Origin of the sequence: Roseovarius tolerans (assembly GCF_028885395.1) — a bacterium.
GTDB classification, from domain to species: domain Bacteria; phylum Pseudomonadota; class Alphaproteobacteria; order Rhodobacterales; family Rhodobacteraceae; genus Roseovarius; species Roseovarius tolerans.
The window spans coordinates 882089-902587 of record NZ_CP118494.1; the positions used below are offsets into that span (position 1 = coordinate 882089).

A 20499-nucleotide genomic window follows, 5' to 3' on the forward strand; every position below is an offset into this window, starting at 1 on the left:
CGGCGGCTCAGAGCCCGTCATAGGCGCAGAGCGTGTGCACCTCCATGCCCATCTCGGTCAGGCGCGCGTGGCCGCCCAGATCGGGCAGGTCGACGATGAAGGCGCAGCCGGTGATTTCACCGCCCAGACGTTCGACGAGCCGGATGCCCGCCGCGGCCGTGCCGCCCGTGGCCAGCAGGTCATCGACCAGGAGCACCCGCTCGCCCGCGCTGATCGCGTCGTCGTGGAGTTCAACCACAGCCTCGCCATACTCAAGCTGGTATTCCTCCGAGATCACTGCGCCGGGCAGTTTGCCCTTCTTTCGGATCGGCACGAAGCCGACCGAGAGTTGATGCGCGATCGCGCCGCCAAGGATGAAGCCGCGCGCCTCCAGTCCCACCACCTTGTCGATCGGCTGACCGGCATAGGGGTGCAGCATCTGGTCGATGGCGATGCGAAATCCGCGCGGATCGGCGAAGAGCGTGGTCACGTCGCGGAACATGACCCCGTCATGCGGGAAATCGACGATGGTGCGGATGTAATCCTTGACGGTCTTGGGCGGCGGCATGGCGGCTCTCCGGGCGGTTGCGCATCGCTTCTGCCGCAGCGGCGCGGATGGCGCAAGGGGTCAGAGCGCGCCACGATAGGCGGCGATGGCTTCGGTCAGGGCGCTGACGGCGTAGATCGTGAGGCCGAAGACCACGACGCAGAGCAGAAAATTGAGCGCTGATTGGGTCAGGCGACCCATGCGCCCGGAGGGGTTGCCGAGAAACGGGATCTCGGGGCGCAGCAGGAAGCGCGAGGCTACATAGCCGAAGAGCAGGGCCGAGAGTACCCAGTAGGTCAGGCTCAGAATGAGCGCGTCATGGGTTTTCGCCAGATAGCTGGCCAGCCCCACCACCAGCATCCACCGGATCACCTGAAAAATCTCGTCGGTCATTGCCTCGAACCGGCGGCCCATTCCGTGGCGCCAGTTCTGGTCCGCGAGGGTGTCGATGATCCGTGTCATGCCCTTGTTAATGGGGATGGCGCGCGCGGGCGTCCAGTGATGTGACAGCCCGCGCGCGAAGAGTTGAGCGGCGCGCGATCAGCCGAGCACCCGGCCCGCCACGGCATCGAGTCGGGCCACGAGGGCCGGGTCGCGTTGGTCGGGGGCCGTCAGGATGGCAAACTCGAGCGCGCGGTCGCAGCCATGTGGGCAGGGCGCGCGCTCTGCCCCGAGCAGAGCGGGCAGGCGGCGGACCATGTTGCGGCCCTTGTCGGCATTGCCCGAGAGCGTGGCGATGATATCGGAGATGTCGACCTCGCCGTGATGCGGATGCCAGCTGTCGTAATCGGTGATCATCGCGACGGAGGCGTAGCAAAGTTCAGCCTCGCGGGCGAGCTTGGCCTCGGGCATGCCGGTCATGCCGATCACGTCGCAGCCGAAGGCCTCGCGGTACAGTTTCGATTCCGCCACGGTCGAGAATTGCGGGCCTTCCATGGCCAGATATGTCCCGCCCATATGCACCGTGATGCCTGCGTCGCGCGCGGCCCGCTCGCAGGCCTCCGAGAGGCGCGGGCAGGTGGGGTGCGCGACGCTGACGTGACCGACGCAACCGGGGCCGAAAAAGCTTTTCTCGCGGGCAAAGGTGCGGTCGATATACTGATCCAAGACGACGAAATCGCCCGGGGCCATGTCCTCGCGGAACGAGCCGCAGGCCGAGACCGAGATCACGTCGGTCACGCCGAGGCGTTTGAGCGCGTCGATATTGGCGCGGTAAGGCACCGAAGAGGGTGTGTGCACATGGCCGCGCCCGTGGCGGGGCAAAAAGGCCATCGGCACGCCAGCGAGCGTGCCGGTCAGGATCGCGTCGGAGGGCGGGCCCCACGGGGTCTCGACCGTTTGCCAGGTGGCGTTTTCCAGCCCGTCGATCTCGTAAAGCCCCGAGCCGCCGATCACCCCGATCATCGTCTTTGCCATCGCATGCCATCCCTGCCTGTTGGTCGCTGTCCCGCACAGGGTTACGCGGCTTTGGCGCAAAAGAAAATGCCCGGGTGGAGCCCTGCGGTAGCCGGGGGGCAGGTGTCTCTTCAACCTGTGTCGGCCAGCGCGGGGCTTGTTGAACGCCGCGCTTTGGAGGCGGCCTGGAACGAGCCCAAGTTGACGGTTATGCTGATGTCGCTAAGCGGGCTCAATGATTAGCAGCCCAATCTCCAAACAGCGTTTCGTAATCGCGATCTATGTTCTGTGCTTCGCCATAGGCGCGCTCTCACAGGGCAAAGATTTCATCTACTACGGGTGGCGTTCTTACAAGGCCGCCCCGCTTCCAATTGAAGTGTTCTGGAGCGGCCTGATCTGGATCGATATACTGGTGGTCGTCGTTTTGCTGTCCCGAAAGAGGCGTTTGGGTGTCGTTCTAGCTCTGAGCGTCATGCTTGCCGATATTGCGATCAACTCGTATGCGACGAGGTTGCTCGGGTTTGCAATTCTCGTCGGTCCGCTTGTTTTGCAATCTGTTTTCTTGGGCTTCATTCTTGGCTCGATCTGCATCGTGTTGGAAACTCCGAAATGGCGCAAACTTGATAAGGTCGGAGAGACGAAAGTCTAATAGTTCGCCAACCGGACGCTTTGCCCTGACATGCCCCTGTCCAATCCGGAGATATTTGCCAGCCGCGGCACCTCGACCCGCGTGTTTCTGGAGCGAGGTGATCAGGCGGCGGAGCGGGCGCAGAAGCTGGCCTGATTGCGGCCCTGTGCCTTGGCGAGGTAGAGCGCGCGATCGGCCTCGTTGAGCAGCCCCTCGACGGTGGGGGCGGGCAGGCCGGGCCGATGCCGTCCGATGGTCACGCCGATCGAGATCGTGACGGTGAGCGACATGCCGCTGCCGGGCAGGGGGATCGGTGTTTCGCGCACGCTGTGGCAGAGGCGTTCGGCGATCTGGAGCGCGCGCATGCGGGGTGTATCGGGCAGGATGAGCAGAAATTCCTCACCGCCGATCCGGGCGAGCGCATCGCCGTCGCGCAACTGGCTGCGCAGGTGCTGCGTGATGGCACAGAGCACCGCATCGCCCGCAGCGTGGCCGTGGCGGTCATTGACCCGTTTGAAGAAATCGAGATCGGCGATCATGACGGCGGTCTGCGTGTCGCTGGCGCGACTTTCGCTGATCTGGCGCTCAAGAAACGGCAGGGCATAGCGGCGGTTATGGGCCCCGGTCAACGGATCGACAATGGCCGCCTGCAAGCCCGAGAGCAAGCGGGCGCGTAATCCCTCGTTGCGCTGTTTGCGGCGCAGGTGATTGTCGAGCCGCAAGGCGAGTTCGGTATGGTCGATGGGCGCGGCGATCACGTCGTCGGCCCCAATATCGAGCAAGGTCACGGCGAGGGGGCGGGCATCGCGGTCAAGCAGGGCGATGACCGGACAGCCCCGGGTGCGCTGAGCCGCCTTCAGATCGGCCAGCAGACGCAAACCGTCCTCGGCCTGAGCCATGGAAATGCGGATCATGTAGATATCGGTCAGTCCCGGTGCCGTCGGGGCGTCCAGTGTCAGAGCCGTACAGGCATGCGCGCTATGCGCCGTGATCCGGTCGCGCAGCTGAATCGCCTCTGCCCGGGTCTGCCCGATCACTGCGATGCGACCTGCGGTCATGAAATCGGATCGCTGATCGGAAAAGCCCGGTTCAATCCGTCCGCCCGAGGCCTGTGCGGCGAGTTCGTGGTCGGTGTGATGCTGGCGCAGGAGATTGCGCAGACGCGCAAGCAGCAGCGGTTCGGTCACGGGCTTGGTCAGGATGTCGTCGGCCCCGGCGCGCAAGGCGGCATGCCGTTCGTCACGGCAATCATGCGCTTGCAGTATCAGGATCGGCGTGCCTGTCGCCCCGGTGAGGCGGCGCAGCGCCGCGATGAAGTCGTCCAGTGCCAGACCCGCGACTTGGCTGCTGGACAGGATAAGATCGGGCCGCTCGCGCCTTACGATGTCGAGCGCCTCTTGCGCACTGGCCGCTTGCAGGACGTCATACGGCGTCGCTGAAAGCTTCACCTTCAGGACAATCCTGTTGGTGGCCAGTTCATCGACGATCAGAATTTTCCCTGACATCGGCGGAGCGCCTTTCTGACTTGCCCTTTGCACGTCATCGACTATCCATGGCAGAGGTTAAGAAAACCTTTCCAGAAATTAACCGAGATGAAGATGCAGCAGGAATCCGCCGAAACGATCGCCTTGCAGGCCCTGGGCTGGCTGGCTGGAAATGAAGAGCTCTTGCCGGTGTTTCTGGGGGCGACCGGGGCGTCGGAGGCCGATCTGCGGGCCCGCGCGACCGAGCCGGAATTCCTCGGGTCGGTTCTGGATTTCCTGATGATGGACGATGCCTGGGTTGTCGCTTTCTGCGACGGTCAGGGGCTGAGCTACGAGACGCCGATGATGGCGCGTGTGGCCCTGCCGGGCGGCGCGCAGATGAGCTGGACATGAGCCGCGCCGACGGGGTCCTCTTCGACAAGGACGGCACGCTTTTCGATTTTCACGCGACCTGGAGTGTCTGGGCGCATGAGGTGATCCGCGATCTGGCCGAGGGAGAGGCCGAGGTCATGGCGCGGATCGCCGAGGTTGCGCATTACGATCTGGCGGCGCGCTGCTTCCGGCCCACGAGCCCGATCGTCGCGGGCACCAATCGCGAGGCCGCCGAATGTCTGGGCCGCGCGCTGCCGGGGCGTCTGGTCGAGGATATCGAAACCCATCTCATGCTGAGCGCGGCCGGTGCGCCGCTTGCGCCCGCCGTGCCGCTTGCGCCCCTCCTCGAGGGGCTGGCAGCACGCGGATTGCGTCTCGGTGTGATGACCAACGATACCGAATACGGCGCCAAGGCGCATCTGACCTCGGCGGGGGTGTTGGGGCATTTCGATTTCGTCGCGGGTTTCGACTCGGGGCACGGGGCCAAGCCCGCGCCCAGGCCGCTTCTGGCCTTTGCCCGCGCCATGGGGCTGGAGCCTGCACGCGTGGTCATGGTGGGTGACAGCGCCCATGACCTGATCGCGGGGCGCGCGGCGGGGATGCAGACGGTGGGCGTGCTGACCGGCACGGCGGTCGAGGCCGATCTTGCGCCACTGGCCGATGTGGTCATGCCTGATATCGGACATCTGCCGGATTGGCTTCTGGCATGACGCGACACCCGTTGTTCGGCCTGTTTCTCGCCACGTTCGGCGCGCTGACGCTCACGCCTGATGCGCTCTTCATGCGGTGGTCTGGAATGGGCGGGTATCAGATGGTCGGCTGGCGCGGCCTCTTGATGGGCGCTGTGATGGTGGCGCTTTGGGCGATCACCTCGCGTCGGCTGGGCCGCGATGTGGCGCTTTTGGGCACCGGCTTTGGCCTTGCTATCGTGGTCTGTCAGTATTTCAATGCGACGCTTTTCAGCCTCGGGATCGCGCATGCACCGGTCGCGGTGATGCTGCTGGCGGTGGCGACGGTGCCGGTCTTTGCCGCCATCTTCGCCCGGATCATCATCGGCGAGCCGACCCGCCGCGCCACATGGGTGACGATCGGGGTTGTGCTCTGCGGCATCACGCTCGCGGTATTTGGCGGCAAGGGGGCGGTGACGCTGACCTCGGATGCGCTTCTGGGGGCGCTTGCGGGGCTTGGCGTGGCGATGGTGCTCGCGCTCAACTTCGTGATCCTGCGGGCGCGTCCTGATCTGCCGATTCCGTTGTTGATCGGGCTTGGGGCGGCGCTTGCCGGGGTGACGGGCGTGGTGATCACCGGTCCGGCGCAAATGGCCGATGGCACCGTCTGGGCGATCGTGGTCTGCGGTCTGGTGATCCTGCCGGTGTCGTTCTTCTCGCTGTCGCTTGCCTCGCGCTATACCCATGCCTCGAATGTGAGCCTTCTGCTGTTGCTGGAGACGGTGCTGGGGCCGCTCTGGGTCTGGATCGGGGTGGGTGAGGAGCCGACGCCGATGATGCTGGTAGGCGGCGTGATCGTGGTCGGCAGCCTCGCCATTTACCTCTGGCACACGGGGCGGCGGCGGCTCGCGCTGCAAACGTGAAACCGGCCAAGGCAAAAACGACAAGATGAGTCGCAAAGCGGCATGTAGAGCGCATCTGCGCGGTGTTTCGTTGACGGAGACGAGCACCGGGAGGGCGTGACATGGCCGAGGATCTCAAGCGCAGGAAACGGACGGGCGGACGTGCGGGCAGTGCTGCGCGGCGTGGCACGGCGGTGATCGAACAGATGCCGTGGAACCCGCCGGTGAATACCGACCGACCCACCGAGCCGCTGCGCCCCGAGGGGGTGCAGGCGGTCCATGACGGCGCGATGCGCATTCTCGAAGAGATCGGGATCGAGTTTCTGAACCCCGAGGCGGTCGAGATCCTGCGCGCCTCGGGCGGTTGCGAGATCAATGGTGAGAACGTGCGCATGGGCCGCGATTTCGTCATGGAGATGATCGGTAAGGCCCCCGAGAGCTGGACCATCACGCCGCGCAACCCGGCCCGGCGGCTGACCATCGGCGGCAATCATCTCAATTTCGGCAACGTGTCGTCACCGCCGAGCTACTGGGACATGAAGATCGGGCGCAAGGTGACGGGCACCCGCGAGATGTGCCAGAACCTGTTGAAACTGAGCCAGTATTTCAACTGCATCCATTTCGTCGGCGGCTATCCGGTGGAGCCGCAGGACATCCACGCGAGCGTCCGGCATCTCGACGTGCTCTATGACAAGCTGACACTGACCGACAAGGTGGCGCATGCCTATTGCCTCGGGAAAGAGCGGGTCGAGGATGTGATGGAGATGGTACGCATCGCGGGCGGGCTGAGCCATGAGGAGTTCGAGGCCTCGCCGCATATGTATACCAACATCAACTCCACCTCGCCCTTGAAGCACGATTACCCGATGCTCGACGGCTGGATGCGGTTGGCGCGGCGCGGGCAAGGGTTGGTGGTGACGCCCTTCACGCTGGCGGGGGCGATGGCGCCGGTGACGATGGCGGGGGCGGTGGCGCAGAGCCTCGCGGAGGCGCTTTGTGCGGTGGTGCTCGCGCAGGTGATCCGGCCCGGCGCGCCCTGTGCGATTGGCACGTTTACCTCGAATGTGGACATGAAATCGGGTGCGCCCGCGTTCGGGACACCGGAATACATGCGCGCGACGCAGATGACCGGGCAGCTGGCGCGGTTCTACCGGCTGCCGATGCGGGCGAGCGGGGTCTGTGCTGCGAATGTGCCCGACGGGCAGGCGATGTGGGAGACCTCGAACAGCCTGTGGTCGGCGGTGCAGGCGGGGGCCAACATGGTCTATCATGCCGCCGGCTGGCTGGAGGGCGGGCTGATCGCGAGCCCGGAGAAATTCATTATGGATTGCGAGATTTTGCAGCATATTCAGCGGTATATGGACCCGATGCTGACGGCGACCGGGCCGGACGAGATCGCCGTGGACGCGATCCGCGAGGTTGGCGACAAGGGGCATTTCTTTGGCATCCAGCACACGCAGGACCGCTATACCACGGCGTTCTACGCGCCCTTCCTGAGCGACTGGCGCAACTACGAGGCGTGGGAGGCGGCGGGGGCCGTCTGGACGCCCGCGCGGGCGCATCAGGTCTTTCAGGACATCATCGCAGGCTTCGAGGCCCCACCGATGGACGAGAGCATCCGCGAGGAACTGGCGGCGTTCGTGGAGCGCCGCAAGGCCGAGGGCGGGGCCCCGACGGATTTCTGAGGGGGGGGGTGAAACCGGGGGCTGTATTGCGTCGGTATTCTGTCGGTATTCCGGCGGTGCGCTTGAGGCTGGTCGGGGATTGAGTATTTGGGGCAAGATGAAGAGGGTTGGGGAGGCTTGGGAATAAATTTCTGAGCGACAGTTTTGCGGGGTGCCGCTCAAGGCGACGTCTGCTCCCGACCCAAAAGCTGATATTCATTTTAGCGCGACACAAGCTTTAGCGATGTGGATGAAGCCGGGACAAGGCTGTTCACGATGCAACGAAAATGCTTGTGCACCCAACAGATATGCCAACCTATCCGGCCGACTGTCCCCGTGCTTGGTTGATATCGTGAACCACGGTCGGAGTATGCACAGGGTCCAGCGACAAATCATGGCTGTACAACAATTCATCCATCAACACCGCGAGGAGCTCTGAACGCGACCCCACCGAGGCTTTCACATAGACGTTGTGCAAGTGGCTTTTGACAGTGCCTTCCTTGGACTTTCGATGAACAGAAATCTCCGGATACTGACGCCGCGGATGGCCAGAACTGCAATCTCGCGTTCGCTCTTGGTCAGGCTCCAGGCATGAAATTTTGCCATGAGGATCTTGTCGAATCCTGTGCGAATTGCATGCCCAAGGTCGTGCTCGTGTTTTGAAATTTCCCGAAGTCGAAAGTAGGATTGACACGATAGGATCACGGCGAAGATCAGGGCTGCTTCGGCGAACAGTTCCATGACTAAATGGACCGTCGACGAAAAGGACGGGTGTTGCTCTTCACGCATTTCGTGGCCGATCTCTAGAATGATGTCTATTCCGAATACCAGCGCACAGAAGAAGTAGAGCGCGACGATCATAGCGCTTCGCTCTATTCCGGGCTCTTTTCTTGCTCTGAGCAGCAATGCAACTCCTCCAATGTGCCCAAAGTGTTTTGCAGAAGTGCCGGGTCCAGCGTCTAGACCTCGGTTCAGTTTTCTAAACCTCGGTTTAGGCGCGCTTCCATTCCTCAGGGCTCATATGCATTCACTCTTGCCTGTGCGCACACCTGTCCGCAATGATCCCGATCAAATACCGAAGAAAATCAAAGTCCTACTTTCGCACGGATTTCTGATCCGTGTTCTCTGGCTCAGCCTGTTTCGGTGGAATGGGCCGGGGAAATTCATTTTCTGGCACCGAATTGGAGATTACCTCATGAAAACAGTACTGAAAGCCACAACCACAGGACTTCTCCTCACATTTTTCATGGCGCCTTCGGTGATGGCACAAGATCAGGGCTCCATCGCGCGCGGCGGACGGCTCTTTGATAAGTGGTGTAAAGAGATCAAAGCGGAGGTCCCGACAGAATCCCATAAGCTTTACCCCGCAGCGAACGAAAAATACGCCGACAATCCAGGCGCCAACTGGCGCTGCAAGGAATGTCATGGATGGGACGGAATGGGTGTCGATGGTGCCTATGCCTCGGGTAAGCACGCGACCGGTATCAAGGGCATCAACGGTATGGCGGGCGGTGATCCGGCGGCGGTGACTGCGGTTTTGACAGGCGACGCGCATGGCTATGGCGACAAGCTGTCGGAAGCCGATCTCATGGATCTGGCAAACTTTGTCACAGCTGGTCAGATCGACATGGACGTTTACATCGACCGCGCGACCAAAGCCCCCAAGGGCAACGCCGTGCAAGGGGAGCAGGTCTACAACACGGTCTGCGCCAACTGCCACGGGGTCGACGGCAAGCTGCCCAAAGAGATGCCGCCTCTTGGCTCGCTTATGGGCAACCCATGGGAAATCATGCACAAGGTTTTGAACGGTCAGCCGAACGAACGGATGCCCGCCTTGCGCGCAATCGACCATCAGGTTGCGACCGATATCCTGGCCTACCTGGCAACACTTCCGAAAGAATAACGGCACTCGACAGACACAGGATGAAACTCGCGGTCGGGGCTAGAAACCGCCCGGGCAGTCTGACGTAAAAGAAGGTGACTTGCGCCGATGTTCAAATGGATTGGGAAACTGTGGCGTTGGTATGCACGGCCCAGCATACAGATCGGGCAGGGTGTGCTGCTGAGCATCGGGCTAGTCGCCGGGATCATTTTCTGGGGTGGGCTCAACACCGGCATGGAAGCCACTAACAGCCTCGCGTTCTGCGTTTCCTGCCACGAGATGCGTGACACAGTGTATGTCGAATACAAAGAAAGTTCGCACTACCGAAACGCGTCCGGGGTGCGGGCCATCTGCTCGGATTGCCACGTCCCACACGAGTGGGGGCCGAAAGTGGTGCGCAAGATACAGGCCTCGGGCGAATTGTGGGGCAAGCTCACAGGCGTGATTGATACACCGGAGAAGTTCGAGGCCAAGCGGCTCGAACTGGCCACCCATGTCTGGGAGACGATGAAGGCCAATGATTCTCGCGAGTGTCGAAACTGTCACAGCTTTGAGGCGATGGATTTCGAACACCAGTCGTCTCGGGCGCGCGACAAGATGGAACCGGTGGCAACAGGGGAATATCTCGGGGACGGCTCAACCTGCATTGATTGTCACAAAGGCATCGCCCATAAATTGCCGCATGTTCCAAGAGACGACTGAAATGGCGTGAGTCGGATGTGTAAGGCGTTCGACCCGGCGCACTGTGCCGTCGGCAGAACGGCTGAGACAGCTTATGTCCGCCTCCGTTGGCGCATAGTGCCTCCATGTGGCATGGCTCGACCGTTCATCCTATCCCACTTCTCCGACTCACGTGCTTTGCAAACTCGCGTCTTGTGCAGAGCGGCCATCCGGACGAGCAGCAGCGACCATCAAATTTAGCTCCAAGCGGACCTCAGCCGAACGCCGCCTCACCCTGCGCAAATCTTCGCCCTCACCCCATCGCCGTGCCATCCAGCCAGCGGCGGCAGGCGCGGTCGACGGACATGTGCAGCAGGAGGGTGAAGATGGCCAGCACGATTAGGGCGGCGAACATGAGGTCGATCTTGGCGCGGCCGTTGGCGAGGAGCATGAGGTAGCCCAGCCCCTTGGAGGCCCCCACCCATTCGCCGATGATCGCGCCGATGGGGGCGTAGACGGCGGCGAGGCGCAGCCCCGAGGCGAAGCCGGGCAGGGCGGCGGGGACGCGGATATGCCACATCAGGCGCGGGCCGTTGGCACCCATGATCCGGCCCAGATCGAGCCAGTGCTGCGGGGTGCGCATCAGCGCATCAAAGAAGGCCGAGGTGACAGGGAAATAGATGATCAGCAGCGCCATGGCGACCTTGGACCAGAGGCCGTAGCCCAGCCAGAGCGTCAGGATGGGGGCGAGGGCAAAGACCGGGATGGCCTGTGAAAACACCATCATCGGGCGGATCAACCGGCGGGCCATTGGCGAGGCGGCGAGGACGATGGCCGACAGCCCGCCGAGGATCGCGCCCAGGGCCAGCCCGATCAGCACCTCGGCGGCGGTGATCCCTGCGTGTTCGAGAATGAGCGCGCGGCTGACCCAAAGCGTCTCGGCCACGCGGGCAGGACCGGGCAGGATGAAGGGCGGCAGGGCCGCCAGCACCACCAGCGCCTGCCAGAGCGCAAGGGCAAGCGCGGTGGAGGTGGTGATGGTGATCAGGCGGCTCATCTTTCGGGATAGCCTGCGAGGGCGGCGTCGAAGAAGGCGCGTTCCAGCCGGGTGGCGTGGGAGAAGGTGGCCTCGACCGCGCGCTGGTCCTCGGGTGAGAGGCCGGGCCAGACCGCATCGAGCTGGCCGCGCAGGTAGGCCACGACGCTCTCGAAGCCGTCGCCGCTGTGCAGCGTGATCCATTCGCCGAACCAGAAGGGTAGGTCGTCTGCCTTGTCGGCATGCGGCGTGGCCCAGTCGAGATAGGACCATTCGGCGACCACCAGCACCGCGAGCATCTGTTCATAGCGGCCCGATTGCGCGGCGTCGCGCATGATGGTCTGGAATTCGGCGGTGACGGGATGGGCCGGGGCGGGTGGCTCTGCCTGACCGCCCAAGGCCTCGATGGCGCGCATGAAGTAGGTGTTTTCGGGGCCCGAGATCAGCCCGAGGAACTGCGCAGCCGGAATCGCGTCGGGCAGGGTGGGCGCATGGGCGATGGCCGAGGCCAGAAGCCGCACGAAGCCGTCGATGAAGAGATAATCCTGCCGCAGATAGGCCAGCATGCGGTCCTCGGGCAGGGAGCCCGCCGCCAGTTGATCGGTGAAGGCGTGGCGGGTGGCGGCCTGCCAGTCCTCGGCGCAGAGCGATTGCAGGTGATCGGTGGGGCGCATGGGGGGTCCTTTCAGGCGGGGGCGCGCAGGCGCGACAAGAGCCTGCCCTGCGCGGTGAGGGTTTCGGGATCGTCCACGGGCCGGGGCACGGTGCCGGGGGGCGGTGTCACGTCCTCCAGCCCCGTCTCGGTCAGGATGTGGATAGCGTGGCCCATGCGTGCGGCTTCGGCCGGGTCGTGGGTGACCATCAGCACGGTGCGGTCCTTGAGGTGTTCCGCTGCAAGGTCCTGCATCTGCGTGCGGGTGCGGGCGTCGAGCGCCGAGAACGGCTCGTCGAGCAGGATAATGTGGCGGTCCTCCATCAGGGTGCGGGCAAGGGCGACGCGCTGCTTCTGACCGCCCGAGAGCGCGCCGGGGCGTTTGTGCGCGTGATCCTCGAGCCCGACGCGGGCGAGCATGCGCATGGCACGGGTGCGATCGCGCGCCTCGCCCCGGAGGCGCGCGCCGATAGTGACATTGCCGAGCACGTCGAGCCAGGGCATCAGCAGATCGCCCTGCGCCATCAGCGCCATGCGCCCGGCAAGGGACAGGTCGTCGGAGGCGGTGATCTGGCCGGTGAAATCGGTCACGTCATCGACGCACGCGATCAGGCGCAGCAGCGTCGTCTTGCCCACGCCCGAGGGGCCGAGCAGGCAGGTGATGCGGCCTGCGGGCACGGTGAGGTGCAGCGGGCCGAAGACGTGCAACCCGCCGATATGGGCGGTGCCGTCGAGCGTAAGCGCGGGCGCGTCGGGGCGCATGGGCGGCCTCTCTTCTCGGCCGGAACGCGGGCATGGGGGAGGGGCGCGGGTGCGCGGTCTCCGTTCCCTACGCCGGTGCGAGCCGGATCAGGTTCGGTGGGTTGGCGCATCGCCTCTCAGCCCCAAGGGGCACCCCAACGGATGAGAAAGATGTAACAATGCTGCTGGTCCTTGGCAAGCGGTGCGCCGGTGCCGGCGATCAGCCGTTCAGCGAATGTTAAGATTTTCTTGCCATGCTGCGCGGGTACGAGGGGAGAGATGTCATGCACGGGCTGGTGAACCGCGCCTTGGAAAGATTTACCCGCGACAGCTATGGCGACGGGCTGTGGCAGGAGGTGATGTCGGGGCTCGATCTGGGCTATGGCGCGTTCGAGCCGCTGATGCGCTATGAGCCGGAGGTGACGGAGCGGGTGCTGACGGCGCTGGGTGCCCGGTTGGCGCGCGCGCGGTCTGATCTGCTGGAGGATGTGGGCACCTATCTGGTGTCGCATCCCAAGGTGGAGCCTATCCGACGGCTGTTGCGGTTCAGCGGCGTCGATTTCGCCGATTTCCTGCATTCGCTGGAGGATCTGCCGGAGCGCGCGCGGCTGGCCGTGGCGGACCTCGATCTGCCGCCGATTTGCCTGCATGCCGATGGTGCCGGGCTCTACCGGCTGGAGGTCGGCTTGCACGAGTGCAAGGGGTTGCGCTTTGGCCCGGTGGTGATGGGGGTGCTGCGCGCGATGGCCGACGATTACGGCGCGCTGGTCGTCCTGGAGCATCGCGGTGCGACCGAGGCGGCGGAACTGATCGAGGTGCGGCTGCTGGACGAGGGCTTTGCCAGTGGTCGGGCGTTCGATCTGGCAGCGCGGCAGCAGGCGGGATGAGCCGGGTGTCACATGAGGCATTCTTGGCGGTGCTTGACCGGATATGCCCGATGCACGCGGTGCTGGCCCCGACCGGCCATATCGTGCAGGCCGGGCCGACCCTGGCCAAGGTGATCATGCCGCGTGCGGTGACGGGGACGCGGTTTCTCGACCTGTTCGAGCTAGTGCGCCCGGCGCGGGTGCACGACATGACGGGGCTGCTGGCGCTGGACGGGGCGCGGCTGCGGCTGCGGCTGCGCGCGGGGCCGCGCCATGCGTTCAAGGGGGTTCTGGCCCCGCTCGACATGGCCGGGGAGCGCGGCGCGCTGGTCAACCTGTCCTTCGGCATTTCGGTGATCGAGGCGGTGCGGGATTTTGGCCTGACCGGTGCGGATTTCGCGGCGACCGATCTTGCGACCGAAATGCTCTACATGCTGGAGGCGAAATCGGCGGCGATGGAGGAGTCGCGCAAGCTCAACCTTCGGCTGGAAGGGGCGCGGATCGCGGCGCAGGAACAGGCCTTTACCGACACGCTGACCGGGCTCAAGAACCGGCGCGCACTGGATCACATACTGGACCGTATGGTGCAGGGAGGTGAGGACTTCGCGCTGATGCATCTTGATCTCGATTATTTCAAACGGGTGAACGACACCCATGGTCATGCGGCGGGGGATCATGTGTTGCAAGTGGTTGCACGGCGGATGCTGTCGCTGATCCGCCCGAGCGACGTGATCGCGCGGGTTGGGGGGGATGAGTTCATCCTGCTTTTCGTCGGCTCGAACGCGCGTGACTGGCTGGCGGATGTGGCGCACCGTCTGATCCGGCGGTTGGAGGAACCGGTCGAGCATGACGGCCGGATATGCCGGATCTCGGCCAGTATCGGGGCCACGCTGCGCAGTCTTTATGATCACGCCGATATCGCGCGGATGCTGGCCGATTCCGACCAGGCGCTCTACGCGGCGAAGGAGGCGGGGCGCGGGTGCTACGTGATCCATCCGCCCGGCCCGGAGACACGGACGACGTTGCGGGATGTCGGGTGATCCGAAACTGCGCCTAGGGGCTTGCGATGGTGCCGAGATAGGCCCAGACATCGCGCGCCTTGACGGAGTCGCGCAGCTTGTAGGCCATTTTTCCGCGCGCGTCGGAATCGTTCAGATAGTCGCGCAGAAAGGCAGTGGCGTCTTTCACGTAGACAATGAAATCGGCCTCGTTCCAGCGCAGGCCGGATTGACCCGCCGCGACCATCGAGGTGGAGTAATGGAAATCCGGGACGCTGCCTGCATGCCGCCCGATCACGCCGAAGAGATTGGGGCCGGTGCGTCCGCCGCGCGCCACTGTTGCGCCGGTTTCGTCGATCACGGAATGACAGGCGAGACAGTCTCGAAAGAGCCGTTCGCCGCGCGCGGCATCTCCCGCCAGCCCTGGCGTGCCGAGCAGGCAGAGTGCTGTTAGAGTCGCCAATAGGTTGTGCCGCATTGCGTCCCTCCCGATATCAGCCCCTTACCAAGCTGACAGTTGGAGCGTGAAAAGCAATGGGCGAACCGCGGTATTCACGCGCTTGTCACCGGGGTTTAGCCGGATGTGAGCGGCGCGAGCCTCTGATGGGCGGCGGCGAGCGCCTCAACCTTTGCAAGAATATCTGGTCTTGGGTCGCAGCTGCGCCGCGTGTCGAGGCCGACATGGATCATCAGTTGATCGCAGGTGGCGAGCCGCGTGCCATCCGCCTTGCGCCGCATCTCGTGCCAGCAACGCAGTTTCTTGCCGGTGCCCTGGGTGATCCGGGTCTGCACCTCGACGCGCTCGCCCGCGTGGGTCTCGGCCAGAAAGCGCAGACCGGTCTCGACCGTGAAATAGCTGTGCCCGGCGGCGATGTAATCGGGGCCTGCGCCGATGCGGTCGAGCACGGCATCGGCGGCATCCGAGAAGATTTGCCCGTAACGCCCCTCGTTCATGTGGCCGTTGCGGTCGGTCCAGTCCACCGGGATCACGCGATCCTGCGTGATGAGCGGGCCGTCCGGTGCGGCGGCGGGGCGCGGCAGCTGCGCATTGTGGGTATTGATCAGCCGTCCGGCGGCGTTGCCCTGCTGGCGCAGGGCGCGCATCATCGCGATCAGGTTGTTGTCGCGCTTTCGCTCCAGCTGGCGGATCGAGAGGTGGCCGGATTGCGCGTCGGATTGATCGGCGATGCGCTGGGCCAGCGCGTCGGTCATATCGGGCACGTCCATCAGCTTGGTCCAGGGCCAGGCGAGGGCGGGGCCGAACTGGTCGATGAAATGCTTCATCCCCGCCTCGCCACCCGCGATGCGATAGGTCTCGAAGAGGCCCATCTGCGCCCATCTGAGGCCGAAGCCCATGCGGATCGCGTCGTCGATTTCGGCGGTGGTGGCGATGCCGTCATGCACCAGCCAGAGCGCCTCGCGCCAGACAGCTTCGAGCAGGCGGTCGGCGATATGGGCGTCGATCTCCTGGGTGAGATGGAGCGGGTAGAGGCCGAGCGCGGTCAGCGTGTCCTGTGCGCGGGCGACGAGGCCTGCGTCATTCGCTGGGCTGGTGACCAGTTCCACGAGGGGCAGCAGGTAGACCGGGTTGAACGGGTGGGTGACGACGATCTGTTCGGCGCGCGTGGCGCAGCCCTGCAATTCCGACGGCTTGAAGCCGGAGGTCGACGAGCCGATCACCGCGCCCGGGTCGCAGTGTTCCTGAATGGTCTGGAAGACCTTGCGCTTGAGGGCGAGGCGTTCGGGCACGCTTTCCTGGATCCACTCTGCCCCGGCCACCGTCTCGGACATGGTGGGGCAAAAGGAAAGCCGCCCCTCGTCGGGCAGGGCCACATCGTAGAGCATCGGCAGCGCGTGGCGGGCATTGTCCAGCACTTCGCCGATCTTGCGCGCGGCCTGCGGGTCAGGATCGAACACGCGCACGTCCCAGCCGTTGAGCAGGAAGCGGGCGGCCCATCCGCCGCCGATCACACCACCGCCGATGATCGCCGCAACGCGGCTCATTGCGGGGCCTGCTTGGTAAGGTTGAGGCGTGCGCGCACCTCATCCGGGCCGAGGACCCGGGCACCGAGGTTTTCGATGATCCGGGCGGCGCGTTCGACAAGCTGCGCATTGGTGGCGGGCACGCCGCGGTCGAGCATCAGGTTATCCTCAAGGCCCACGCGCACATGGCCGCCCGCGAGAACCGAGGCGGCGACGTAGGGCATCTGGTGACGCCCGAGGCCAAAGGCGGAAAAGGTCCATGTGTCGGGCACGTTGTTGACCATCGCCATGAAGGTGCCCATGTCGTCGGGCGCGCCCCAGGGCACCCCCATGCACAGCTGCACCAGCGCATCGGGGGCGAGCACGCCATCGGCGACAAGCTGCTTGGCATACCACAGGTGGCCGGTGTCAAACGCCTCGATCTCGGGCTTGACGCCGAGATCGGTCATCATCCGGCCCATGGCCTGCAACATGCCGGGCGTGTTGGTCATCACGTAATCGGATTCGGCGAAGTTCATGGTGCCGCAATCGAGAGTGCAGATCTCGGGCCGACAGTCGGCGATATGGGCGACGCGCTCGGTAGCGCCGGCCATGTCGGTGCCGGCGTCATTGGGTGGCAGCGGGCGTTCGACGCCGCCGAAGGTGATGTCGCCGCCCATCCCGGCGGTGAGGTTCAGGACCACGTCGGTGGCGCTGTCGCGGATGCGATCGGTCAGTTCACGAAAGAGCGCGGGGTCGCGCGACGGCGCGCCGGTATCGGGGGCGCGCACATGGCAATGCACGATGGCCGCCCCCGCCTGTGCTGCTGCGATGGCGCTGTCGGCGATCTGCTGCGGCGAGCGGGGGACATGCGGGCTGCGGTCCTGGGTGGCGCCCGAGCCGGTGACGGCGCAGGTGATGAAAACCTCGCGGTTCATGGTGAGTGGCATTGGTGTCCCCTGCTTGATCGGCCGTTTGTCGGGCCGATCAATGCATGTTTCACCGGGGCGGGCAAGGCGATCAGAGGGCGGGTAGCCGATACATGCCCGCACTGGAAAAGGCGATCGAGGTGCCGTCGGCGATCTCTTCGGCGAAGCGTTCGGCGATCACCCGCAAGGCTGCCTGCCGCCCGCGTGCGACAAGGGCGCGGCGCGAGGGCAAGGCCGGGGTCAGGCCCGGGCTGAGCAGGGTTTGCGACCAGATCAGCGGGTGCAGTTCCTGCAGGTGGTTTTCCAGCAGCCAGTCGAGACAGCCATGGATGCGGGCGCGGGTCGCCTCTTGTGCGGCGGGGAGGCGGGATGTGCCGATTTTCGGCGCCATGATCAGCCCGCAGAACGCAGCCAGCTGATTGATCACGTGCTGATTGTGCCGCCGGGCCACGATGTCGCGCAGACCGTCGATGAAAAACTCGGCCTCGAGCCGGGCGAGCGCGCCGGGGTCACGGGCGAGCGCGTCGAGATAGACCCAAGTATAGCCGCCGGTCCCCCAGACATCCTGCGTGCGCGACGCGGTGCGCCGTGCCTCGAGATCGAGGCTTTCGTAATCGCCGTAGCGGGTCGGCAAGAGCGCCTCGCCAAGGGCGCGCATGTGGCGCGGCGTGTCGGGGTCCAGGTCGATCAGCGTGGCGTAATCATCGGCCACGCGCAGGCGTGGCGTGGGACGTGCCGCCAGAAGCGCGCATTGCGCAGCCGCGAGTGACGGCGCGTCGAGGTCGGGCCCGTCGAAGGGGGCGAGCAGATCCTCGGCCCGTTTGAAATGCTCCAGAAAACGCGCTTCATGCCTGGTTGCGGTCAGGTCGGTCGCTGTTGCGCGCCAGGCGAGGCCGATGTCCACATGGGCGAGCGCGAGCACGAGCGCCATCGGGTAACTGTCCGGCAGGTCGGCGCGAATCTCTTCGAGCGCGTCGATGCCGTCGCCGTCGGGCTCTGCGCCGTCATGCAGCGCGTCTTCGGCGGCGCTGACCACATCGGCGCGTGCGCCGTAGGCCAGAAGCCCGGTTGCCGCCTCGCCGCCGGGCGTGCGCAATCGGGCGGAATCGGCGTATTCGATGATCTCTGCCAGGTCTTCCCACTGTTCCTGACGGGCGAATTTCTGACCTTTGTCCTGATGCGTGGCGCGGGCCATTTCCTCGTCGGTGACGGGGAGCGCGGGCAGCAGGATACGCTTGGTCAGACTGTCGATGTCCAGCTCCGGCTTGCGCCCTAACAGGCCGGTCAGACCGTCCAGCAGCCGGGCGAGGCCGGTGCGGGCCGGTCGGGCGCTGTCGGAAAGGGGTTCCGGTGGGGCGAGCGGGTCGAATGTCATGGTGTCTCCGGCAGCTTTGATCCGGATCAGACTGACGCGGCATTTCGGCCAAAAGAGGGCAGCCCTTGGGTGATGGAGGGGAATTGCGCAACGGGACGGATAAGATTGCCAAACCCCGCCTCCTGCGGCAAACTCTGCCGATGAAACGCGTTCTGGCCCTTTTTTGTCTGGTGTTCTGGCCTTCCCTTGCCCTGTCGGAGGTGGCGCAAGCCGTGGTTGTGCCGCCGCCGCAGGCCGCGCGTGACGGCAATATTCCGCGCACCCGGTGGGAGCATCAGCCGCAAGGGGCGCTTTGGACGCGCAGTGCGCTGTCGGCGCTCAAGGCGCATGGGGCGGTGCTGGTCGAGCGGGTGCCGCGTGATATCGCGGAGTGGTGCCCGGCCTATCCGCAGGCGGCAGAGCGGGGGCGGCGCGCCTTTTGGGTCGGCTTCCTGTCGGCGCTTGCCAAGCATGAAAGCACATATAATGCGCGGGCTGTCGGCGGTGGCGGGCGGTGGCACGGGCTGTTGCAGATCCTTCCTGCCACGGCGCGCGGCTATGGCTGTCGTGCGGGCGACGGTGCGGGGCTGCGGCATGGCCCCGACAACCTGTCCTGCGCGATCAGGATCATGGCGTTTACCGTGCCGCGCGACGGGGTCGTCTCGGAGGGCATGCGCGGGGTCGCTGCCGATTGGGGGCCGTTGCACAGCCGCGCCAAGCGCGAGGACATGAAACGGTGGCTGCGCGGGCAAAGCTATTGCAAGCCGCTGTCGGCGGTGCGCCCGCGGCCACGGCCGGACCAAGTCGCGCGGGTGACCGAGTAGCGCAGCGCTGGTCAAGGCGCGCGATCCGTTGCATGAGAGGGCATGGACCTCTGGATCATCCTCTCGGTTGCGGCGGCGGCGTTTCAGACGCTGCGGTTCATGCTGCAAAAGCATCTCAGCATGGGGGCGCTGAGCGCCGGGGGCGCGACGCTGGCGCGGTTTTTCTATTCCGCGCCCTTCGTGGTGACGCTGGCGGTCGGGTATCTGTGGGTTTCGGGGGCGGTCTGGCCCGGCTACACGCCGCTGTTCTGGGTCTATGCCGTGGTGGGCGGTCTGTCGCAGATCCTTGCCACATGGTGCGTCGTTGCGCTGTTTTCCGAGCGCAATTTCGCCGTGGGCATCACCTTCAAGAAAACCGAGGTGGTGCAGACCGCGCTCGTGGGGCTTGTGGTGCTTGGCGACCGCATCACCGTCTGGGGGGTGGGGGCGATCATGCTGGGCCTTGTGGGCGTGTTGATCCTGTCGGACACGCCGGTTCTGGAGGGGCGGTGGTGGCGGCGTTTCGCCAATCGCGCGGCGTTTTTGGGGCTGGCGTCGGGGGCGTTCTTTGCGGTTTCGGCGGTGGGTTATCGCGGTGCGACGCTGGAGATTGCGAGCGCCGATCCGGTGTTGCGCGCCGGGCTGTCACTGGCGGTGGTCACGATGATGCAGGCGGTGGCGCTGACGCTGTGGCTGATGTGGCGCGAGCCGGGGCAGGTGGGGCGCGTGATCGCGGCGCGGCGCACAGCCGTCTGGATGGGGCTGACCGGGATGGCCGGAAGCCTGTGCTGGTTCACCGCCTTCACGTTGGAAAACGCGGCGATGGTGTTCGTCGTGGGGCAGGTCGAGGTGATCTTTTCGCTCTTCGCCTCGGTGCTGTTCTTCGGCGAGCGGATCACCCGGCGCGAAGGCTGGGGGATCGCGTTGATCACGCTGTCGGTGATTGCGGTGGTGCTGTTGCGGTGACGCGTGGCGGG

Annotated in this window: 23 protein-coding genes and 1 riboswitch; of the genes, 11 read left to right on the plus strand and 12 right to left on the minus strand. The window is 64.9% G+C overall.

Going from position 1 to position 20499, the window contains the following annotated elements; all coding sequences use genetic code 11:
* Positions 1-7 precede the first annotated feature (7 nt).
* From PVU19_RS04285 to PVU19_RS04295, 3 genes are all read right to left on the minus strand, one after another.
* Positions 8-547 (minus strand): adenine phosphoribosyltransferase, encoded by a 540-nt coding sequence (locus PVU19_RS04285; RefSeq protein ID WP_050663262.1) that lies wholly within the window; start codon positions 545-547, stop codon positions 8-10.
* A 60-nt stretch (positions 548-607) separates the two neighbouring features.
* Positions 608-988 (minus strand): hypothetical protein, encoded by a 381-nt coding sequence (locus tag PVU19_RS04290; RefSeq protein ID WP_050663261.1) that lies wholly within the window; start codon positions 986-988, stop codon positions 608-610.
* 78 nt (positions 989-1066) lie between these two features.
* Positions 1067-1942: an S-methyl-5'-thioadenosine phosphorylase gene (locus PVU19_RS04295; RefSeq protein ID WP_050663260.1), complete on the minus strand. Its 876-nt coding sequence runs from the start codon at positions 1940-1942 to the stop codon at positions 1067-1069.
* 214 nt (positions 1943-2156) lie between these two features.
* Between PVU19_RS04295 and PVU19_RS04300 the strand changes: the two genes are divergently transcribed.
* Positions 2157-2570: a hypothetical protein gene (locus PVU19_RS04300; protein ID WP_050663259.1), complete on the plus strand. Its 414-nt coding sequence runs from the start codon at positions 2157-2159 to the stop codon at positions 2568-2570.
* 101 nt (positions 2571-2671) lie between these two features.
* On the opposite strand, the gene PVU19_RS04305 is transcribed toward PVU19_RS04300, so the two are convergent.
* Positions 2672-4054 (minus strand): diguanylate cyclase, encoded by a 1383-nt coding sequence (locus PVU19_RS04305; RefSeq protein WP_050663258.1) that lies wholly within the window; start codon positions 4052-4054, stop codon positions 2672-2674.
* 87 nt (positions 4055-4141) lie between these two features.
* On the opposite strand from PVU19_RS04305, the gene PVU19_RS04310 reads away from it, so the two are divergent.
* The 4 genes from PVU19_RS04310 to PVU19_RS04325 all read left to right on the plus strand — a co-directional run bounded on the left by PVU19_RS04310 (position 4142) and on the right by PVU19_RS04325 (position 7660).
* Positions 4142-4426: a DUF3572 domain-containing protein gene (locus PVU19_RS04310; RefSeq protein ID WP_050663257.1), complete on the plus strand. Its 285-nt coding sequence runs from the start codon at positions 4142-4144 to the stop codon at positions 4424-4426.
* Positions 4423-5115, plus strand: coding sequence for an HAD family hydrolase (locus tag PVU19_RS04315; protein WP_050663256.1), 693 nt, complete (start codon positions 4423-4425; stop codon positions 5113-5115). Before PVU19_RS04310 ends, PVU19_RS04315 begins: the two co-directional genes overlap by 4 nt.
* Positions 5112-5996 carry a DMT family transporter gene (locus PVU19_RS04320; protein ID WP_050663255.1) on the plus strand — a complete coding sequence of 295 codons (885 nt, stop codon included), beginning with the start codon at positions 5112-5114 and terminating at the stop codon, positions 5994-5996. The genes PVU19_RS04315 and PVU19_RS04320 overlap by 4 nt, the downstream gene beginning before the upstream one ends.
* Positions 5997-6097: 101 nt before the next feature.
* On the plus strand, positions 6098-7660 hold the full coding sequence (locus tag PVU19_RS04325; RefSeq protein WP_050663254.1) for a trimethylamine methyltransferase family protein: 1563 nt from the start codon (positions 6098-6100) through the stop codon (positions 7658-7660).
* A 438-nt stretch (positions 7661-8098) separates the two neighbouring features.
* Here the strand turns inward: PVU19_RS04325 and PVU19_RS04330 are convergent, their stop codons facing one another.
* On the minus strand, positions 8099-8545 hold the full coding sequence (locus PVU19_RS04330) for a hypothetical protein (RefSeq protein WP_152911655.1): 447 nt from the start codon (positions 8543-8545) through the stop codon (positions 8099-8101).
* 289 nt (positions 8546-8834) lie between these two features.
* On the opposite strand from PVU19_RS04330, the gene PVU19_RS04335 reads away from it, so the two are divergent.
* Complete coding sequence (locus PVU19_RS04335) at positions 8835-9542, plus strand: c-type cytochrome (protein ID WP_160316372.1); 708 nt, start codon at positions 8835-8837, stop codon at positions 9540-9542.
* An 87-nt stretch (positions 9543-9629) separates the two neighbouring features.
* Complete coding sequence (locus tag PVU19_RS04340; protein ID WP_050663251.1) at positions 9630-10223, plus strand: NapC/NirT family cytochrome c; 594 nt, start codon at positions 9630-9632, stop codon at positions 10221-10223.
* Positions 10224-10494: 271 nt separating this feature from the next.
* On the opposite strand, the gene PVU19_RS04345 is transcribed toward PVU19_RS04340, so the two are convergent.
* From PVU19_RS04345 to PVU19_RS04355, 3 genes are read right to left on the minus strand one after another with little or no spacing between them, the layout of a single operon-like run.
* Positions 10495-11238 carry an ABC transporter permease gene (locus tag PVU19_RS04345; protein WP_050663250.1) on the minus strand — a complete coding sequence of 248 codons (744 nt, stop codon included), beginning with the start codon at positions 11236-11238 and terminating at the stop codon, positions 10495-10497.
* The gene (locus PVU19_RS04350; RefSeq protein WP_050663249.1) at positions 11235-11891 is read right to left on the minus strand and encodes a TenA family protein; all 657 of its coding nucleotides are present in this window, start codon (positions 11889-11891) and stop codon (positions 11235-11237) included. The genes PVU19_RS04345 and PVU19_RS04350 overlap by 4 nt, the downstream gene beginning before the upstream one ends.
* An 11-nt stretch (positions 11892-11902) precedes the next feature.
* Positions 11903-12631 carry an ABC transporter ATP-binding protein gene (locus PVU19_RS04355; RefSeq protein WP_050663248.1) on the minus strand — a complete coding sequence of 243 codons (729 nt, stop codon included), beginning with the start codon at positions 12629-12631 and terminating at the stop codon, positions 11903-11905.
* A gap of 47 nt (positions 12632-12678) precedes the next feature.
* Positions 12679-12778, minus strand: a riboswitch (TPP riboswitch).
* Positions 12779-12894: 116 nt separating this feature from the next.
* Between PVU19_RS04355 and PVU19_RS04360 the strand changes: the two genes are divergently transcribed.
* Both PVU19_RS04360 and PVU19_RS04365 read left to right on the plus strand, forming a co-directional pair.
* Entirely contained in the window at positions 12895-13497 is a 603-nt protein-coding gene (locus PVU19_RS04360) for a heme NO-binding domain-containing protein (RefSeq protein WP_050663247.1), read from the plus strand.
* A complete protein-coding gene (locus PVU19_RS04365; protein WP_050663246.1) occupies positions 13494-14516 on the plus strand; it encodes a diguanylate cyclase domain-containing protein in 1023 nt (340 codons plus the stop codon). The genes PVU19_RS04360 and PVU19_RS04365 overlap by 4 nt, the downstream gene beginning before the upstream one ends.
* Before the next feature lie 13 nt (positions 14517-14529).
* Here the strand turns inward: PVU19_RS04365 and PVU19_RS04370 are convergent, their stop codons facing one another.
* The 4 genes from PVU19_RS04370 to PVU19_RS04385 all read right to left on the minus strand — a co-directional run bounded on the left by PVU19_RS04370 (position 14530) and on the right by PVU19_RS04385 (position 18740).
* Positions 14530-14952, minus strand: a complete 423-nt coding sequence (locus PVU19_RS04370) for a c-type cytochrome (RefSeq protein WP_050663245.1) — start codon at positions 14950-14952, stop codon at positions 14530-14532.
* A gap of 95 nt (positions 14953-15047) precedes the next feature.
* The gene (locus PVU19_RS04375; protein ID WP_050663244.1) at positions 15048-16478 is read right to left on the minus strand and encodes a carnitine 3-dehydrogenase; all 1431 of its coding nucleotides are present in this window, start codon (positions 16476-16478) and stop codon (positions 15048-15050) included.
* Entirely contained in the window at positions 16475-17386 is a 912-nt protein-coding gene (locus tag PVU19_RS04380; RefSeq protein WP_050663243.1) for a beta-keto acid cleavage family enzyme, read from the minus strand. The genes PVU19_RS04375 and PVU19_RS04380 overlap by 4 nt, the downstream gene beginning before the upstream one ends.
* 70 nt (positions 17387-17456) lie before the next feature.
* Positions 17457-18740, minus strand: coding sequence for a hypothetical protein (locus PVU19_RS04385; protein ID WP_050663242.1), 1284 nt, complete (start codon positions 18738-18740; stop codon positions 17457-17459).
* A 140-nt stretch (positions 18741-18880) separates the two neighbouring features.
* On the opposite strand from PVU19_RS04385, the gene PVU19_RS04390 reads away from it, so the two are divergent.
* Entirely contained in the window at positions 18881-19543 is a 663-nt protein-coding gene (locus tag PVU19_RS04390; RefSeq protein WP_050663241.1) for a transglycosylase SLT domain-containing protein, read from the plus strand.
* Between the two features lie 42 nt (positions 19544-19585).
* Positions 19586-20488, plus strand: coding sequence for a DMT family transporter (locus PVU19_RS04395; RefSeq protein WP_050663240.1), 903 nt, complete (start codon positions 19586-19588; stop codon positions 20486-20488).
* Positions 20489-20499 lie beyond the last annotated feature (11 nt).

Bases quoted from the DNA above. Each gene is read 5' to 3' on its own strand.
- PVU19_RS04285 (WP_050663262.1), bottom strand. From the start codon at position 547: ATGCCGCCGCCCAAGACCGTCAAGGATTACATCCGCACCATCGTCGAT.
- PVU19_RS04290 (WP_050663261.1), bottom strand. From the start codon at position 988: ATGACACGGATCATCGACACCCTCGCGGACCAGAACTGGCGCCACGGA.
- PVU19_RS04295 (WP_050663260.1), bottom strand. From the start codon at position 1,942: ATGGCAAAGACGATGATCGGGGTGATCGGCGGCTCGGGGCTTTACGAG.
- PVU19_RS04300 (WP_050663259.1), top strand. From the start codon at position 2,157: ATGATTAGCAGCCCAATCTCCAAACAGCGTTTCGTAATCGCGATCTAT.
- PVU19_RS04305 (WP_050663258.1), bottom strand. From the start codon at position 4,054: ATGTCAGGGAAAATTCTGATCGTCGATGAACTGGCCACCAACAGGATT.
- PVU19_RS04310 (WP_050663257.1), top strand. From the start codon at position 4,142: ATGAAGATGCAGCAGGAATCCGCCGAAACGATCGCCTTGCAGGCCCTG.
- PVU19_RS04315 (WP_050663256.1), top strand. From the start codon at position 4,423: ATGAGCCGCGCCGACGGGGTCCTCTTCGACAAGGACGGCACGCTTTTC.
- PVU19_RS04320 (WP_050663255.1), top strand. From the start codon at position 5,112: ATGACGCGACACCCGTTGTTCGGCCTGTTTCTCGCCACGTTCGGCGCG.
- PVU19_RS04325 (WP_050663254.1), top strand. From the start codon at position 6,098: ATGGCCGAGGATCTCAAGCGCAGGAAACGGACGGGCGGACGTGCGGGC.
- PVU19_RS04335 (WP_160316372.1), top strand. From the start codon at position 8,835: ATGAAAACAGTACTGAAAGCCACAACCACAGGACTTCTCCTCACATTT.
- PVU19_RS04340 (WP_050663251.1), top strand. From the start codon at position 9,630: ATGTTCAAATGGATTGGGAAACTGTGGCGTTGGTATGCACGGCCCAGC.
- PVU19_RS04345 (WP_050663250.1), bottom strand. From the start codon at position 11,238: ATGAGCCGCCTGATCACCATCACCACCTCCACCGCGCTTGCCCTTGCG.
- PVU19_RS04350 (WP_050663249.1), bottom strand. From the start codon at position 11,891: ATGCGCCCCACCGATCACCTGCAATCGCTCTGCGCCGAGGACTGGCAG.
- PVU19_RS04355 (WP_050663248.1), bottom strand. From the start codon at position 12,631: ATGCGCCCCGACGCGCCCGCGCTTACGCTCGACGGCACCGCCCATATC.
- PVU19_RS04360 (WP_050663247.1), top strand. From the start codon at position 12,895: ATGCACGGGCTGGTGAACCGCGCCTTGGAAAGATTTACCCGCGACAGC.
- PVU19_RS04365 (WP_050663246.1), top strand. From the start codon at position 13,494: ATGAGCCGGGTGTCACATGAGGCATTCTTGGCGGTGCTTGACCGGATA.
- PVU19_RS04370 (WP_050663245.1), bottom strand. From the start codon at position 14,952: ATGCGGCACAACCTATTGGCGACTCTAACAGCACTCTGCCTGCTCGGC.
- PVU19_RS04375 (WP_050663244.1), bottom strand. From the start codon at position 16,478: ATGAGCCGCGTTGCGGCGATCATCGGCGGTGGTGTGATCGGCGGCGGA.
- PVU19_RS04380 (WP_050663243.1), bottom strand. From the start codon at position 17,386: ATGCCACTCACCATGAACCGCGAGGTTTTCATCACCTGCGCCGTCACC.
- PVU19_RS04385 (WP_050663242.1), bottom strand. From the start codon at position 18,740: ATGACATTCGACCCGCTCGCCCCACCGGAACCCCTTTCCGACAGCGCC.
- PVU19_RS04390 (WP_050663241.1), top strand. From the start codon at position 18,881: ATGAAACGCGTTCTGGCCCTTTTTTGTCTGGTGTTCTGGCCTTCCCTT.
- PVU19_RS04395 (WP_050663240.1), top strand. From the start codon at position 19,586: ATGGACCTCTGGATCATCCTCTCGGTTGCGGCGGCGGCGTTTCAGACG.